The following is a 15,405-nucleotide window of genomic DNA, read 5'->3' as shown; positions in this document are numbered from 1 at the left end:
ACCGTCAGTCGGGTGTCCAGAGAATCGCGCCGGTCGACCATTCCCCCCTTCTATGTGATGGATGTGTGGAAGGCGGCCGCGGAACGGGCCAGGTCGCACGGGGACGTGCTGGTGCTGGCGGCGGGGCAGCCATCGACCAAGGCGCCCGCGCCGGTGTTGCGGGCGACCAAGGCGGCGATCGACGACGAGCTGCTGGGGTACACCGAGACGTTCGGGATCCTGCCGCTGCGGGAGGCGATCGCAGAGCACCACCGGCGGACCTACGGGTACGACGTGCACCCGGACGAGGTCGTGGTGACCACGGGCTCGTCGGGGGCGTTCACGCTGATCTTCCTGGCCGCGTTCGACGCGGGCGACACCGTGGTGGTGGCCCGGCCGGGCTACCCCGCCTACCGGAACACGCTCACCGCGCTCGGCTGCGAGGTCGTCGAACTCGACTGCGGCCCGCAGACCCGGTTCCAGCCGACGGTGGCGATGCTCGAGGCTCTGCCCGAGCCGCCCGCCGGCCTGGTGGTGGCGAGCCCGGCCAACCCGACCGGCACGATGATCGATCCGGCCGAGCTGGCCGCGCTGGCGCGCTGGTGCGAGCAGCACGGCACCCTGCTGATCTCCGACGAGATCTACCACGGCATCACCTTCGACGACGCCACGCCGACCGCGTCGGCCTGGGAGACCTCCCGGCAGGCGGTGGTGATCGGCTCGGTGTCGAAGTACTTCTCGATGACCGGCTGGCGGCTGGGCTGGATGCTGGCCCCGGCCGACCTGCGCCCAGCGCTGCAGCGGCTGGCCTCGAACATGACGGTGTGCCCGCCCGCCATCTCCCAGTACGCCGCCGTGCACGCGTTCGGCGCGGAAGCCAAGGATGAGCTGGACGGCCACGTGCGCCGGTACGCGCGCAACCGCGCGCTGCTACTGGAGGGGCTGCCGAGTATCGGCATCACCGAACTCGCCCCCGCCGACGGCGCGTTTTACGCCTATGCCGATATCGGTCATCTGACCAACGATTCCCGGGCCTGGTGCGCCGAGGTACTCGAGCACACCGGCGTCGCGCTGGCACCCGGTCTCGACTTCGACACCGTGCACGGCATTCGCACGGTTCGCTTCTCCTTCGCGGGCTCGGGCGACGACATCGCCGCAGCACTGGACCGGTTGGGAAGGTTCCTGAAGGGTTGATCGGCACCGCTGTCAACAGTGATGTGCGACAACAACTTTGCCTAGTACGAACACTTCCGTGCCGGGATGCGGTAAAACTCAGTTATCCCGATTTCCCGCGTTTCCCCGATGACGATTGCGCACGGTTGAACTGATGATGACTGGCACGATGGCACGGTGACCACCGCGACGACCCCGAAAGGCGAACGGCGTCGCCAGGCCCTGGTGGCGGCGGCGGCTGAACTGTTGCTCGAAGGCGGCTTCGACGCTGTACGACATCGCTCGGTGGCGTCGCGGGCCGATCTTCCGCTCGCCTCGACCACCTACTACTTCGAATCCCTGGAAGATCTGATCGCCAGGGCCGTGGAATTCAGCGGCGCGATCGAGCTCGACGCGATGCGTCGCCGGGTCGGTGAGGTCAGCCATCGCAGGCGCGGTACCGACGCGACCGTCGACCTCGTTCTCGACCTGCTGGTCGGCCCCGACGACAGCGATCTGGACGCGCGCGGTCAGCTGATCGCCCGCTACGAGCGCTCGGTCGCCTCGGCTCGTCATCCCGAGTTACGCGAGGTCCAGCTCCGACTACGCACGCAGCTCGAAGAACTGCTCGCCGACGTGCTGCGCCGCTCCGATCGAGTGGTGCGCCCCGAGCAGTTGCGCAGGCTCGTCGCGGTGGTGGACGGCGCCGTGGTCGCCGCGCTGATCGAGGGTCACCCGGAGCCGAGGCGGCCCGCACGGGCCGGTCTGCTGGAGATGATCGACATCGTCGCCCCGCCGGTGGTGCCCAACATGATGCCCCAGCAGCTGGAACGGGCGCGGCAACTAGACTGAGTGTTCGTGAGCCTTGTCCCGAACGTCCTCGCCACCCGATACGCCAGCCCGGAGCTCGTCGCGCTCTGGTCGCCCGAGAACAAGATCGTGCTCGAGCGCAAGCTGTGGCTCGAGGTGCTGCGGGCGCAGTCGGCACTCGGCATCGATGTCCCCGCGGGTGTGCTCGACGACTACGAGCGCGTGCTCGAGCACGTCGACCTGGCCTCGATCGCCGAGCGTGAGCGGGTCACCCGCCACGACGTGAAGGCGCGCATCGAGGAGTTCAACGCGCTGGCCGGGCACGAGCACGTGCACAAGGGCATGACCAGCCGCGACCTCACCGAGAACGTGGAGCAGCTGCAGATCCGGCTCTCGCTCGAGCACGTCTACGACCACGGTGTCGCCATCGCGGCCCGGCTGGCCGAGCGCGCCGCCGAGTACCAGACGCTGGTGATGGCCGGCCGCTCGCACAATGTCGCCGCGCAGGCCACGACGCTGGGCAAGCGCTTCGCCTCGGCCGCCGACGAGGTGCTCGTCGCGCTGACCCGGCTGCACGAGCTGATCGACCGCTACCCGCTGCGCGGCATCAAGGGCCCGATGGGCACCGCCCAGGACATGCTCGACCTGCTCGACGGTGACGCGGGCAAGCTGGCCGCGCTCGAGCAGCAGGTGGCCACGCACCTGGGCTTCGCGAAGGTCTTCACCAGCGTCGGCCAGGTGTACCCGCGCTCGCTGGACCACGACGTGCTCTCGGCGCTGGTGCAGCTGGGTGCGGGCCCGTCGTCGTTCGCGCACACCATCCGGCTGATGGCGGGCCACGAGCTGGTCACCGAGGGCTTCCAGCCCGGCCAGGTCGGGTCGTCGGCGATGCCGCACAAGATGAACACCCGCTCCTGCGAGCGCGTCAACGGCCTGCAGGTGGTGCTGCGCGGCTACGGCTCGATGGCGGCCGAGCTCGCCGGCGCGCAGTGGAACGAGGGCGATGTGTTCTGCTCGGTGGTGCGCCGCGTCGCGCTGCCGGACGCGTTCTTCGCCATCGACGGCCAGATGGAGACCTTCCTGACCGTGCTCGCCGAGTTCGGCGCCTACCCGGCGGTGGTCGCCCGCGAGCTCGACCGGTACCTGCCGTTCCTGGCCACCACCCGCATCCTGATGGCGGCGGTGCGGGCCGGGGTCGGCCGGGAGACCGCGCACGAGGTCATCAAGGAGCACGCCGTCGCGGTGGCGCTGGCCATGCGCGAGCAGGGCCGCGAACCCGACCTGCTCGACCGGCTCGCCGCCGACGACCGGATGCCGCTGGACCGCGCCGCGCTCGACGCCGCGCTGGCCGACAAGTCCGCGTTCATCGGCGCCGCGTCCGATCAGGTCGCCGAGGTCGTCGCCCAGGTGCAGAAGCTGGTCGAGGCCAATCCGGCGGCCGCGCGCTACACGCCGTCGCCGATTCTCTGAGTCCCGGTGCGGATCAGCCCGCCGCTGTCGCTGTGGCAGCACCGGCGGCGGGCGATCGCACGGCGGGTCCGGGCGGTGTTTCGCTACCGTACTCGGGTGAATCCGTACACGATCTTCGCCGACATCATCGCCGGGCAGGCGCCCGCCTCCAAGGTCTACGAGGACGATGATGTGCTGGCGTTCATGGACATTCGTCCGGTGACGCCGGGACATGTGCTGGTGGTGCCGAAGGCGGCCGCGCCGAGCCTGGCCGAGCTCGATCCCGCCCTCGGCGGCAAGCTGTTCCAGGTCGGGCAGCGGATCGCCGCCGCGTTGCGGTCCAGTGAGGTGGCCGCCGACGGGGTGAATTTCTTTCTCGCCGACGGGGTCACGGCCGGGCAGGAAGTCTTCCACGTGCACCTGCACGTGATCCCGCGGACGCCGGGTGACGGTTTCGGGCTGCGGGCCCGGCCGACCTCGCCCGCCCGTGCCGATCTCGATTACCTGGCCGGCTCGATTCGCGGCGCGCTGTCCCGCTGACCTGCCTTTTCGGGCGAACCGGGCATTGCATACCGGTAAGTTTGCTGAAGAAACGCCCGAAACGCCGAATGCTTCCAGTTCGTTCACCTCTGGGTTACTTTGGACTGTCATTGGCATGCGGTTATGGAGGGTGGATCGTGCGTCGTACAGGTGTTGCTGCTGCAGTGCTGGCTTTCGCCATCGCGGTGATCGGACCCACGGTGGTGCACCCAGCCCCCGCAGCCGCCGCGCAGATCATCGGGGTGAACAACCTCAGCCCCACCCGCACGGCGATCACCGTCGCCTCGCCCGCGATGGGCCGCAACGTCGACCTGCAGGTCCTGCACCCGGCGGGCGGCGGCTCCCGCCCCACGTACTACCTGCTCGACGGCCTCGATCCCGGCGTCGGCCAGAGCACCTGGACCAACGCGACCGACGCCGAGGCCTTCTTCCGGAACAAGAACGTCAACGTGGTGATGCCGACCGGCGGGCAGGCCAGCTACTACTCCGACTGGATCTCCGACGACCCGCGCTTCGGCCGGTACAAGTGGGAGACCTTCCTGACCCAGGAGCTGCCCGGACTGATCGACGCGGAGTTCGGCGGCAACGGCGTCAACGGCATCGGCGGCCTGTCCATGGGCGGTAACGCGGCCTACATCCTGGCCGCGCGGCACCCCGGTCTGTACCGGGCCGTCGCCGGCTACAGCGCGTGTCCCGACAGCGCGATGGCGGCGGGCGCGATCATGTTCTCCATCGCCAACCGCGGCGGCAACCCGCTCAACATGTGGGGCGCGCCCGGCAGCCCCGAATGGGCCTCGCACGACCCGGCCCTGATGCTCGAGGGGCTGCGCGGCAAGGCGCTCTACATGTCCACCGGCACCGGCATTCCCGGCCCGCACGAGGCCGAACTGAAGCCGCAGCTGGCGGAGAACATCTTCCTCGGCGGCCCGATCGAACTGGGCGTCAACACCTGCATGGTCGCCTTCGACCAGCGTCTGCGTGGCGCGGGTATCGGCGCGAAGATCGACTACCACCCGGTCGGCACTCACTCGTGGTCCTACTGGCAGGACGCGCTGCACGCCTCCTGGCCGACCATCGGTCCCGCACTGGGGGCCTGACAGTTCTTCCCAGCGGCCCGGTTCGACGGCTTCCACAGCCCGCGAGCCGGGCCGCGGTGCGTCCGGGGCTACCTGGTCCGGCGCCGGAGTACGACGCCCGCGAGCACACCGATCACCGAGAGCCCGGCGACGAGCAGCACGTAACCCGCGGGGAAGCCCAGGATCTCGACGTACTCCCGGCTCACCACCCGGTCGCGGACGATGTCGTCGTTCGCGGCGGGGCCGAAGGCGAAATCGGTGGTGATGGTCGCGGGCCGGGGGATGGAGACGGCGAGCTCGGTGAGGTAGGTCCGGCCCGCCGCGAGCGCGGTCAGGTCGGGATCGGTGAGTTCGGCGACGGGGGCGGCGAATTCGGTGATGGTGGATTGGGTGGCGGTGTCGGCGTCGGTGCGGGTCACCCGGTGGTCGCTGAAGACGTAGAGGTGCACCGACTGGTGCCCCGTGGCGGCGGCCGACATCCGCATCGGATACACGAGCCGGTCGGAGTCGAAGGTCAACCGGACCGGATCGAGGGCGCCGGAGAGGGGCTTCGCGCTGGTCAGTCGCATGGCGACGAAGGACCAGCCCTCGCGGAGATAGGGGTCGAGGGTGGCGCTGACCTCGGGACGGAGCTGATAGCCGTTGGTATCCAGCCATTCCCGGACGCCGGTGAGGTCGCCGCCGCGCAGGGTGGTCGCCTCCAGCGGGCCGAGCTGCACCTGCCCCAGCACCTCGGGCCCGGCACCGGGCGCGGCGCCCGAGGTGTCGCCGGAGGAGTAGTCGCTGCCGAACCAGTGGTACTCGGTGACGACCTCGGGCGCGGTGAGCCGCGACAGCTCGCTGAACGAGGCCGCGGTGCCCGCCGAGACGGTCGCCGGTGTCGGCGTCGGCACGATCAACGCCGCGTCGGCGCCGTCGAACCGCATGCCGAGGCGCATGAGCACGGTCTCGCGGGTGCCGTCCCACCCCAGCACCGCTGTTTCGCTGTCGACCCGCGCCGAGTTCCCGCCGCTGATCACCCCGCCGCACGCGCACGCTGTCGCCGGTGTCATCGCCGCGGACCCCGCCGCCAGCACCACCCCGACAGTCACGACGAACGATCGAACCGCGTACCGCATCCCCATGCGAGCAGGCTACGGACTCGCCGCCGCGCGCACATGCGCAGAAATACTCACCGAGCGGGCCCGGCCCGGCCGCCGCCCCGGCCGAGTTGGCGGGCCCGGCCGCAAAGGTCCGGCTACGGTGGACCCATGGCTGGCGAGAATGAGACGGTGTCGGCGCCGATCGCGAAGAAGGTGCCCTTCGAGCGGGTGCATCACGGCGACACGTTCGTCGACGAGTACGAGTGGCTGCGGGACAAGGAGAACCCCGAGGTCATCGCGTACCTGGAGGCCGAGAACGCCTTCACCGAGGCGCAGACCGACCAGCTGCAGCCACTGCGGGACAAGATCTTCGACGAGATCAAGGCGCGGACCCAGGAGACCGACCTCTCGGTGCCGACCCGGCTCGGCGAGTTCTGGTACTACTCGCGCAGCTTCGAGGGCAAGCAGTACGGCGTGCACTGCCGCTGTCCCATCGACGCGAACGCCGACGGCATCGACGCGTGGACCCCGCCCCAGCTCGAGGTCGACACGGTGATCGAGGGCGAGGAGGTGCTGCTCGACAGCAACGTCCTGGCCGAGGGCCTGGACTTCTTCGCGCTCGGCGCGTTCTCGCTCAGCCACGACGGCACCCTGCTGGCCTACTCGGTCGACAGCACCGGCGACGAGCGCTACACCCTGCGGATCAAGGATCTGCGCACCGGCGAGCTGCTGCCCGACGAGGTGGCAGGCGCCGCGCCCGGCGCGACCTGGTCGCTGGACGGCACGCACATCTTCTATCAGACCGTCGACGAGTCCTGGCGGCCCGACACCGTGTGGCGGCACCGCGTCGGCACAGCGTCCGACGCCGATGTGACGGTGTTCCACGAGCCCGACGAGCGCTACTGGGTCAGTGTCGGCGCGACCCGCTCCGAGAAGTACCTGATGATCTGGCTCGGCTCCAAGATCACCACCGAGGGCTGGGTGCTGGAGTCCGACAATCCCGAGGGCGAGTTCCGGGTGCTGCTGGAGCGGCGCGAGGGCGTGGAGTACTCGGCCGAGCACGCGGTGATCGGCGGCGAGGACCGCTTCCTGATCCTGCACAACGACGTGGTCGACGGCGTGAAGGCGGAGAATTTCGTGCTCGCCGAGGCGCCTGCCACCGATCCGTCGAACATGACGATCCTGATCGGGCACCGCGAGGACGTGCGGCTCGAGGACATCGACGCCTTCGCCAACCACCTGGTGCTCGGCTACCGCCGCGACGCGCTGCCCCGCCTGTCGGTGTGGCCGCTCACCGCCGACGGCTACGGCGAGCTCACCGAACTCGACTTCGGGCTCGAATTGTTCTCCGCCGGTGCGGGTTCCAGCCCCGAGTGGGAGCAGCCGACGCTGCGGGTCGGCGTCACCTCCTTCATCACCCCGATGCAGGTGTTCGACTACGTGCCCGCCACCGGTGAGCTGCTGCTGCGCAAGGAGCAGCCGGTGCTCGGCGGCTACGACGCGAACGATTATGAACAGCACCGGGATTGGGCGGTCGCGCACGACGGCACCCGGATCCCGATCTCGATCATCAAGCGCCGCGGGCTCCCGGCGGGCCCGAAGCCGACGCTGCTCTACGGCTACGGCTCCTACGAGGCCAGCATCGACCCGTCGTTCTCGGTCTCGCGGCTGTCGCTGCTCGACCGCGGCATGGTGTTCGCGGTGGCGCACGTGCGCGGCGGCGGCGAGATGGGCAGGCTCTGGTACGAGCATGGCAAGACGCTGCTGAAGAAGAACACCTTCACCGACTTCGTCTCCTGCGCGAGCCATCTCATCGACACCGGGGCCACGGCGGCCGACCGGCTGATCGCCGACGGCGGCAGCGCGGGCGGTCTGCTGATGGGCGCGGTCGCCAACCTGGCGCCGGAGCTGTTCACCGGCATCCTCGCCAACGTGCCGTTCGTCGACCCGCTCACCTCCATCCTCGACCCGTCGCTGCCGCTGACGGTGATCGAATGGGACGAGTGGGGAAACCCGTTGGCCGACAAGGACGTCTACGAGTACATGAAGTCGTACTCGCCGTACGAGAACGTCGAGGCCAAGGACTACCCGGCCATCCTGGCCATCACCAGCCTCAACGACACCCGCGTGCTCTACGTCGAGCCCGCCAAGTGGATCGCCAAGCTGCGCGACACCAAGACCGGTGACAGCGAGCTGCTGCTCAAGACGGAGATGAGCGCGGGCCACGGCGGCGTGAGCGGGCGCTACGAGAAGTGGAAGGAAGTCGGCTTCGAGTACGCCTGGGTACTCGACAAGGTCGGCCTGGCGGACGCGTAGGGGATGAGCGAGGACGACGCGCTCGGGACGAAACGACCGTCCCGAGCCCTGCCGATGGTGATCATCGCCCTCATCCTGGGGTTCATCGTGCTGGCCCTGCTCAATCCGTGGTTCTGGATCGGCGAGGCGCTGGTCCTGGCGTCGCTGCCAGTCCTGGCGCGATGGGAGAAGCGCAAGCTCGCTCGGTAGTGAGCTGGCTGAGCTGCGGTTCACCGCCGTGGGGTGCAGCGGCTGCCGGGCACAGCGGACGATCGGATATCTCCGGTCGGATCGATGAGATCCTCCGGCAGCTCCAAACCCATCGCGGTTCACTGGTCGTGCCCACTTTGGTCATTACCGAAGCCGCCTATCTGATCGGGACCCGGCTCGGCGCTGAGGCGGAGGTGCGTTTCCTGGGTGATTTCGCGGCAGGCCTGTTCGCTGTGGAGCCGGTGCATCCCGCCGACTGGCTTCGCATTGCCGAATTGGTCGCGAAGTACCGCGATCTGCCGCTGGGGACAGCGGACGCCTCGGTGGTGGCTGTGGCCGAGCGTCGTGGACCACCGCGCAGGCGCCGCTGGAGCGGGAACTCGCTGCGGCCCTTGATGTCCCGTATGACGAGGTGATGCTCGCCGCGTTCCTGCCGCTGGCCTACACGATCGGTACGGATTTCCGGCCGGCGGTGCGCGTGCCTCGCGCGCAAACACTGCACTGGCAGCGGTGGTGAGGCGAGCGCGGATGTTCGTCGGGGCGTCATCGGTGGAGCACGCGGGTGTCACCTGGGGCTGACACCGTAGGTTCATGAACGCTGAGCTGATCGTTTCCGTATCCGGGATCCGGGACACGACCCGCGACGCCGCGATCGAGTTCGCGGCGGAGATGGACCAGCGGGATGTGCGGCTGTCCCTGCTGGTCGCGCCCCGGTTGAAGAACAAGTACCGGCTGGTCGACGATCCGGCGACGCAGTCGTGGTTGCGCGGCAGGCGGCTCGAGGGCGACGCGATCGTGCTGCACGGCTACGACCAGGCGGCCACCAAGACCCGTCGCGCGGAGTTCGCGAGCCTGCCGAGGCACGAGGCGACGCTGCGGCTCAAGGCGGCCGACCGGGTGATGGAACAGGTGCAACTGCGTACCCGGCTCTTCGCCGCGCCGCGCTGGGACGCCTCGGCGGGCGCGCTGGCCGCGCTGCCCGATGTCGGCTTCCGGCTCGCGCTCGGCCTGACCGCCGTCCTCGATCTGGAACGTGATGTGGCCCAGCGCGCCCGGGTGTACGGAATCGGTGAGGGATTCCGTGCCGAGCCGTGGTGGTGCCGGGCGCTGGTGATGGGCGCGGCGCGCACCGCCCGGCGCGGCGGCGTGCTGCGGCTGGCGATCTCGGCCGCGCAGTTGCAGCGCTCTGGTCCGCGCCAGGCGATGCTCGACGCCGTCGACCTGGCGCTGTACCACGGCGCCCGCAGCGACGTGTACCGCTGGGAGCCGTTCGCCGCGGCCAGGGCTGCCTGACCGGCCACCGTCGCGCGCGTCGGCGATCAGGCGCGCGACGGTGGCCTCTGTCACGGCTGGGTGTGCGGCAGAGCCACTTCGGGCGCGGCGTCATGGGTGAACCCGCCCGCTTGCTCGCGGGTCAGTGGTGTCCGCCACGGGTTGTCTTCGAGCTGGCGCAGGCCGCGCCGGATATCGGCGAGCAGGAGTTCGGCCATGTCCACGGTGAAGCCGTGCCGGAACACCGCGCGCATGATCGTCTCGTCCTGACGGTCGGCGGGCAGCGGATAGGCGGCGATGAGCCAGCCGCGGGCGCGGAGCCGATCGGACAGATCGTAGAGGTTGTAGTCGGCGCCCTCGGTGAGCCGCCAGGCGACCGCGGTGATTCCGCGATCGGGTTCGGCCGCGTGGATCAGCTCGAACGGGCCGGCCGCGGCCAGGCCTTTCGCGAAGTGCCGGGCGACGAGATAGATCGCCGACTGCACGCGGGTGTAGCCCTCGCGGCCGAGCCGGATGAAGTCGTAGTACTGGGTGATCACCTGCCCGCCCGGCCGGGAGAAGTTGAGGTTGAAGGTGGGCATGTTGCCGCCGAGGTAGTCCACGTCGAAGACCAGCTCGCGGGGGAGATCGGCGGCTTCGCGCCAGATCACCCAGCCGACCCCGAGCGGCGCGAGACCCGTCTTGTGTCCGGAGGCGTTGATGGATTTCACCCGGGGCAATCGGAAGTCCCACACCAGCTCCGGCGCGGTGAACGGGCCGAGGAAGCCGCCGCTGGCCGCGTCGACGTGGATCGGGATGTCCGGGCCGCCCGCGGCGTGCATGCGGTCCAGTTCGGCGCTGATGGCGGCGACGTCCTCGAACAGACAGGTGAAGGTCTGACCGAAGGTCGGCACCACCGCGATGGTGTTGTCGTCGCAGTATTTCGGCAGATCGTCGGGGTGCAGGGTGTAGCGGTTCGCGCGCAACGGCACCTGCCGCAGTTCCACGTCGAAGTAGCGGGCGAACTTCTCCCAGCAGACCTGGACCGGGCCGCTCACCAGGTTGGGCACGCCGGTGCCGCCACGGGCTCGCCAGCGGAATTTCGCCGCGAGGCCGCCGAGGATCGCGGCCTCGCTGGAGCCGGTGGTGGAGGTGCCGAGCGTGGCCGCGGGATCGGGGGCCTGCCACAGGTCGGCGAGCATGCGCACACACCGCTTCTCCAACTCGGCGGTCTGCGGGTACTCGTCTTTGTCGACGATGTTCTTGTCGATCGATTCGGCCATCAACCTGCGCGCCTGATCGTCGATCCAGGTCGTGCAGAAGGTGGCCAGGTTCATCCGCGCGACGCCGTCGAGAATCAATTCGTCGTGCACGATCTCGTAGGCGACGTCGCCGGGTAGTTCGGCGGCGGGAAAGCCGCCGTGCGGAGCGGGGCGGGTGAATCCGGGAAGGCTGAAAAGGTCTTGGGATCGGAGATTCTCGGCCACGGTTCCTCCAGTCAGGAGCTGCACTGCCAGGTGATAGCTCTGATGGCATTCTGCAACGATTGCGTAGCGTATGCCCTCGATTCGAGCCTACTGGTCGGATGCTGAACAGTTACTATGCTTGGGCAGTTGGTCAAGGGTTTCCGCTAGTTGTGTAGACACAGCAGGAGGCAGCGCTGATGACGGGCTCCGCGACGAAAGCCGCGACGACGACGAAGTATTTGTCCTGGGTGACATTGGCGCTGATGACCACGAGTTCGGTGGCCAGCCTCCGCTCGGCGCCCACGATGGCGGTCTACGGACTCGCCTGTGTATTCCTCTACATCATTCCCGCGATTCTGTTCCTGCTACCGACCTCGCTGGTCGCCGCGGAACTCGCCTCGGGCTGGCAGGGCGGCGTCTACAAATGGGTCGGGGACGGGCTGAACAAGCCGCTCGGCTTTCTCGCCGTCTGGTGTCAGTTCGCCATGACGATTTTTTATTACCCGAGCCTGCTCGCTTATGTGGCAAGTACTTTCGCGTACATCATCGATCCGTCGCTGGCGTCCAACGGCCTGTATGTGGCGATCGTGATCATCACCGTCTACTGGGCAGGCGTTTACGTATCCTCGCAGGGCACCAAGACGGTGGCCGGGCTGTCGAGTATGGGCCTGGTGATCGGCACGCTGATTCCCGGCACCGTGCTGGTTGTGCTCGGTCTGGTGTTTCTCGCGCAGGGTAATCCGTCTGCGGCGCCGATGGATTCGAGCCACCTGCTGCCCGCCTGGACCGGTCTGGCCAGCCTGGTGCTGATCGTGAACAACTTCCTGTCCTACGCGGGCATGGAGATGAACGCGGTGCACGTGTCGTCGCTGAAGAACCCGGCCAGGGAATTCCCGAAGGCGATGTTCCTGGCGATGGGGCTGGTGCTGGTCATCTTCATCCTGCCCGCGCTGGCGATCAGCTGGGTCGTCCCGTCCGCGAGCCTGAGTCTCACGGCCGGTGTGATGCAGGCGTTCGACGGATTCTTCAGCCACTTCGGCGTCGGCTTCCTCACCCCGATCGTCGGCATCGCGCTGGTGGCGGCCGCGGTCGGCGGCATGCTCACCTGGCTGGCCGGACCGTCCAAGGGGCTGTTGCTGATCGGGCGCAGCGAGGGTTATCTGCCGCCCTGGCTGACCACGATGAACAAGCACGGCGTGCAGCAGAACATGCTGGTGGCGCAGGGTGTGTTCACGACCTTCATCGCGCTGCTCTACGCCTTCATCCCGAATGTCTCCAGCGCGTACTGGATTCTGTCGGTGATCACCACGCAGGTGTATCTGATCATGTACGTGCTGATGTTCGCGGCGGCCGCCAAACTGCGCCGCGACGATCCCGATCATCCGCGCGGCTATCGGGCGCCCGCCCTGTTCGCGCTCTGCGGTCTCGGCGCCGCGTCCTCGATCGCGGCCTTCGCGATCGGCTTCGTGCCGCCCTCGCAATTCGGCGCGGGCAGCCCGTGGGTGTATCTGCTCATCGTCGGCGGTGGCATGGGCGTCGTCGGTCTGCTGATCCCGTACCTGTTCTACCGAAATCGCAGGGACAGCTGGAAACTCGCCGTTCCGGAAGGGGAACAGGTATGACGACCGGAGACGCCCCCGAACACAAGCGCCGCTGGATCTACATCACCGCGGGTGTGCTGCTGGTGGTCTTCGCCCTGATCGGTCTGCTCACCTTCAGCGAGATCCGCGAGAGCACCCAGGCCACCACCAAAGCCGAACAGCTGCACAACGATCTGGTCGCGGCGGGCCTGCCCGCACCGGAGCCGCAGGTGATCGCCGACGCGCTCGGCGAGGACGGCGGCTCGGTCTGCCAGGATCCGAGTTCGCCGCTGATCAAGGCGAAATACCAGGCCTCGATCACCAACGGCGCGGCAGGGCCGGGGCAGCGCCCGGTGATCGGCCCGCGCGACACCACCCAGGCGGTGGCCCTCACCATCGCCGTCTACTGCCCGGATCGCCTGTCGGACTATCTTTCTCATCTCGACACCCTGAAGCTGGACGACACCACGAAGTGAGGCGCGAGCGATGACGGATACTCCCGAAGTGGCTGCGTTGCGCACCACGATCGCCGGGCTGATGGGCCGGGCGAAAAAGGATCTCACCGAGCTGGTTTCGCTCAAATCGGTCGCCGACCCGCGCCAGTTCCCGCCCGAGGGCTGCGAGCAGACCGCGCAGTGGGTGGCCGACGCGTTCGCCGCGGCCGGGCTGACCGAGGTGGGCCTGCACGAGACGCCCGACGGCAGCAAGGCCGTCATCGGGCACAAGCCGGGCCCGCCCGGCACACCGACGGTGCTGCTCTACTGCCACTACGACGTGCAGCCGCCGCTGGGCGACGACGCCTGGAACACCCCGGTCTGGACGCTCACCGACAAGGATGGTCGCTGGTTCGGCCGCGGCGCCGCCGACTGCAAGGGCAATATCGTCACCCACCTGACGGCCCTGCGCGCGATCGGGCCGGACTTCCCGATCGGGATCAAGGTGGTGTCGGAGGGTTCCGAGGAGCAGGGCACCGGCGGGCTGGAGAAGTTCGTCGTCGCCAATCCCGACCTGCTCGCGGCCGACGTGATCCTGGTGGCCGACTGCGGCAACTTCGCGGTCGGCGTGCCCACCTTCACCCAGACCCTGCGCGGGAACGTCAATGTCGTGGTCACGGTGAAGACGCTGGCGGGGCCGATGCACTCGGGCATGTTCGGCGGCCCGGCGCCGGACGCGCTGGCCGCGATGATCCGGCTGCTGTCGTCGCTGCGGGACGAACACGGCAACACCACCATCGACGGGCTCACCGACGATCAGAAGTGGACCGGCGTGCAGTACCCGGTCGAGGACTTCCGGGCCGACGCGGGCGTGCTCGACGGAGTCGACCTGCTCGGCAGCGGCACCGTCTCGGACATGGTGTGGGCCCGGCCCGCGCTGACCGTGCTCGGCATGGACGTGCCCGCCGTCGTCGGATCGTCGGCGGCGATCCAGCCGAGCACCAGGGCCCGGCTCAACCTGCGCATCCCGCCGGGCACCGAACCCAAGCAGGCCCTCGACCTGCTGGAGAAGCACCTGCGCGCGCACCTGCCGTGGAACGCCCAGCTCGAGATCGAGGTGGAGGCGCTCGGCGAGCCGTTCGTCGCTTCTGAACAGGGACCGGCGCGCTCGGCGCTGGAGCAGGCGATGGCGACCTCCTACGGCAGGCATGTGACCACCGAGGGGCAGGGCGGCTCGATCCCGCTGTGCAATGTCTTCGCCGACACCTACCCGAAGGCCGAGATCATGCTGATCGGCGTCGAGGAGCCGAAGTGCCTGATCCACGCGCCCAACGAGAGCGTCGACCCGACCGAGATCGAGCACATGGCGCTGGCCGAGGCGCTGTTCCTCAGCACCTACCACTGATCAGAACTGCGCCTGGTCCTCCGGCTGGATCACCCGGAATTCGGTCCCGGCCGGGGCCATCTCGGTCAGCCTGCCGAAGTAGATGCCCTGCGCCGCCGGCTCGACGATCCCGAAATGGACCGGGACGGCGGTGCGGGGATTGACCGCGCGCAGGTAGTCGACGGTATCCCAGATCCGCATCCACGGCGCGACGGCCGGGATGGCGAGCACGCCGACCGGGACCGGCGGCACCCACAGCGAGTCGCCGGGGTGCACCAGCTGGGCCGGATCGGCCGCGGTGCCGAGCTGGAAGACCGTGTTGTCGATCACCGGGATGTCCGGGTGGATCACGGCGTGACGTCCGCCACCGCCGGTGATCTGCAGGTCGCCGATGTCGAGCACCTGGCCCGCCGAGACCGGCTCCCAGCCCTCGCCGCGCTGCTGGGCGGTCTGCGGGTCCGACAGCAGGCGGGCGGTCGGGTTGGCCTCGATCAGCGCCTCGATCCGGGTCGGATCGATGTGGTCGGGATGCTGGTGGGTCACCGCGATCGCGTCCAGTCCGGTGATGCCCTCGAAGCCGTGCGCGAAGGTGCCGGGATCGAACAGCACTTTCACGCCGTGCAGTTCCACGAGGATGCAGGAATGACCGAAGTGGGCGATGCGCATACCCGATGCTATCGCCGCCGATCCCGGTGGG

15 protein-coding genes are annotated in these 15,405 nt (G+C 68.8%); 12 read left to right on the top strand and 3 right to left on the bottom strand.

Going from position 1 to position 15,405, the window contains the following annotated elements:
- Positions 1-12: 12 nt before the first annotated feature.
- From ACFYWJ_RS02680 to ACFYWJ_RS02660, 5 genes are all read left to right on the top strand, one after another.
- Positions 13-1,173: a pyridoxal phosphate-dependent aminotransferase gene (locus tag ACFYWJ_RS02680; protein WP_355270916.1), complete on the top strand. Its 1,161-nt coding sequence runs from the start codon at positions 13-15 to the stop codon at positions 1,171-1,173.
- A gap of 156 nt (positions 1,174-1,329) precedes the next feature.
- The gene (locus ACFYWJ_RS02675) at positions 1,330-1,983 is read left to right on the top strand and encodes a TetR/AcrR family transcriptional regulator (protein WP_218718730.1); all 654 of its coding nucleotides are present in this window, start codon (positions 1,330-1,332) and stop codon (positions 1,981-1,983) included.
- 6 nt (positions 1,984-1,989) lie between these two features.
- Positions 1,990-3,411: an adenylosuccinate lyase gene (gene purB, locus ACFYWJ_RS02670; protein ID WP_355270918.1), complete on the top strand. Its 1,422-nt coding sequence runs from the start codon at positions 1,990-1,992 to the stop codon at positions 3,409-3,411.
- A 96-nt stretch (positions 3,412-3,507) separates the two neighbouring features.
- Entirely contained in the window at positions 3,508-3,930 is a 423-nt protein-coding gene (locus ACFYWJ_RS02665; RefSeq protein ID WP_355270920.1) for an HIT family protein, read from the top strand.
- A 164-nt stretch (positions 3,931-4,094) separates the two neighbouring features.
- Positions 4,095-5,027, top strand: coding sequence for an alpha/beta hydrolase family protein (locus ACFYWJ_RS02660; RefSeq protein WP_355270922.1), 933 nt, complete (start codon positions 4,095-4,097; stop codon positions 5,025-5,027).
- 68 nt (positions 5,028-5,095) lie between these two features.
- Here ACFYWJ_RS02660 and ACFYWJ_RS02655 read toward each other — a convergent pair whose 3' ends face one another.
- Positions 5,096-6,130 carry a DUF2330 domain-containing protein gene (locus ACFYWJ_RS02655; protein ID WP_355270924.1) on the bottom strand — a complete coding sequence of 345 codons (1,035 nt, stop codon included), beginning with the start codon at positions 6,128-6,130 and terminating at the stop codon, positions 5,096-5,098.
- A 126-nt stretch (positions 6,131-6,256) separates the two neighbouring features.
- Here ACFYWJ_RS02655 and ACFYWJ_RS02650 point away from each other — a divergent pair, with 126 nt between their 5' ends.
- The 4 genes from ACFYWJ_RS02650 (at position 6,257) to ACFYWJ_RS02635 (ending at position 9,886) form a co-directional block, all read left to right on the top strand.
- Positions 6,257-8,404, top strand: coding sequence for a S9 family peptidase (locus tag ACFYWJ_RS02650; RefSeq protein WP_355270925.1), 2,148 nt, complete (start codon positions 6,257-6,259; stop codon positions 8,402-8,404).
- A 3-nt stretch (positions 8,405-8,407) separates the two neighbouring features.
- Positions 8,408-8,593: a hypothetical protein gene (locus ACFYWJ_RS02645; RefSeq protein ID WP_355270926.1), complete on the top strand. Its 186-nt coding sequence runs from the start codon at positions 8,408-8,410 to the stop codon at positions 8,591-8,593.
- Positions 8,593-9,009, top strand: a complete 417-nt coding sequence (locus tag ACFYWJ_RS02640; RefSeq protein ID WP_355270927.1) for a PIN domain-containing protein — start codon at positions 8,593-8,595, stop codon at positions 9,007-9,009. Before ACFYWJ_RS02645 ends, ACFYWJ_RS02640 begins: the two co-directional genes overlap by 1 nt.
- A 175-nt stretch (positions 9,010-9,184) precedes the next feature.
- On the top strand, positions 9,185-9,886 hold the full coding sequence (locus tag ACFYWJ_RS02635; protein WP_355270929.1) for a DUF2334 domain-containing protein: 702 nt from the start codon (positions 9,185-9,187) through the stop codon (positions 9,884-9,886).
- Positions 9,887-9,936: 50 nt separating this feature from the next.
- Here the strand turns inward: ACFYWJ_RS02635 and ACFYWJ_RS02630 are convergent, their stop codons facing one another.
- Positions 9,937-11,331, bottom strand: coding sequence for a glutamate decarboxylase (locus ACFYWJ_RS02630; protein WP_355270931.1), 1,395 nt, complete (start codon positions 11,329-11,331; stop codon positions 9,937-9,939).
- Positions 11,332-11,507: 176 nt separating this feature from the next.
- Here ACFYWJ_RS02630 and ACFYWJ_RS02625 point away from each other — a divergent pair, with 176 nt between their 5' ends.
- Genes ACFYWJ_RS02625 through ACFYWJ_RS02615 form a run of 3 tightly spaced genes read left to right on the top strand, consistent with a single transcriptional unit; the run spans position 11,508 to position 14,729 of the window.
- Positions 11,508-12,932 carry an APC family permease gene (locus ACFYWJ_RS02625; protein ID WP_355270933.1) on the top strand — a complete coding sequence of 475 codons (1,425 nt, stop codon included), beginning with the start codon at positions 11,508-11,510 and terminating at the stop codon, positions 12,930-12,932.
- Complete coding sequence (locus tag ACFYWJ_RS02620; protein ID WP_355270934.1) at positions 12,929-13,366, top strand: hypothetical protein; 438 nt, start codon at positions 12,929-12,931, stop codon at positions 13,364-13,366. Before ACFYWJ_RS02625 ends, ACFYWJ_RS02620 begins: the two co-directional genes overlap by 4 nt.
- 10 nt (positions 13,367-13,376) lie before the next feature.
- On the top strand, positions 13,377-14,729 hold the full coding sequence (locus ACFYWJ_RS02615) for a dipeptidase (protein ID WP_355270936.1): 1,353 nt from the start codon (positions 13,377-13,379) through the stop codon (positions 14,727-14,729).
- Here the strand turns inward: ACFYWJ_RS02615 and ACFYWJ_RS02610 are convergent, their stop codons facing one another.
- Positions 14,730-15,374 (bottom strand): MBL fold metallo-hydrolase, encoded by a 645-nt coding sequence (locus ACFYWJ_RS02610; protein WP_355270937.1) that lies wholly within the window; start codon positions 15,372-15,374, stop codon positions 14,730-14,732. It abuts the gene before it with no gap.
- Positions 15,375-15,405 lie beyond the last annotated feature (31 nt).

This window comes from Nocardia sp. NPDC003269, assembly GCF_042888005.1.
Lineage (GTDB): Bacteria > Actinomycetota > Actinomycetes > Mycobacteriales > Mycobacteriaceae > Nocardia.
This window is presented reverse-complemented; position numbering and strand designations above follow the sequence as displayed.

Coding starts and splice junctions, on each gene's coding strand:
- ACFYWJ_RS02655 (WP_355270924.1), bottom strand. CDS start 6,130: ATGGGGATGCGGTACGCGGTTCGATCGTTCGTCGTGACTGTCGGGGTG.
- ACFYWJ_RS02650 (WP_355270925.1), top strand. CDS start 6,257: ATGGCTGGCGAGAATGAGACGGTGTCGGCGCCGATCGCGAAGAAGGTG.
- ACFYWJ_RS02645 (WP_355270926.1), top strand. CDS start 8,408: ATGAGCGAGGACGACGCGCTCGGGACGAAACGACCGTCCCGAGCCCTG.
- ACFYWJ_RS02635 (WP_355270929.1), top strand. CDS start 9,185: ATGAACGCTGAGCTGATCGTTTCCGTATCCGGGATCCGGGACACGACC.
- ACFYWJ_RS02625 (WP_355270933.1), top strand. CDS start 11,508: ATGACGGGCTCCGCGACGAAAGCCGCGACGACGACGAAGTATTTGTCC.
- ACFYWJ_RS02620 (WP_355270934.1), top strand. CDS start 12,929: ATGACGACCGGAGACGCCCCCGAACACAAGCGCCGCTGGATCTACATC.
- ACFYWJ_RS02615 (WP_355270936.1), top strand. CDS start 13,377: ATGACGGATACTCCCGAAGTGGCTGCGTTGCGCACCACGATCGCCGGG.
- ACFYWJ_RS02610 (WP_355270937.1), bottom strand. CDS start 15,374: ATGCGCATCGCCCACTTCGGTCATTCCTGCATCCTCGTGGAACTGCAC.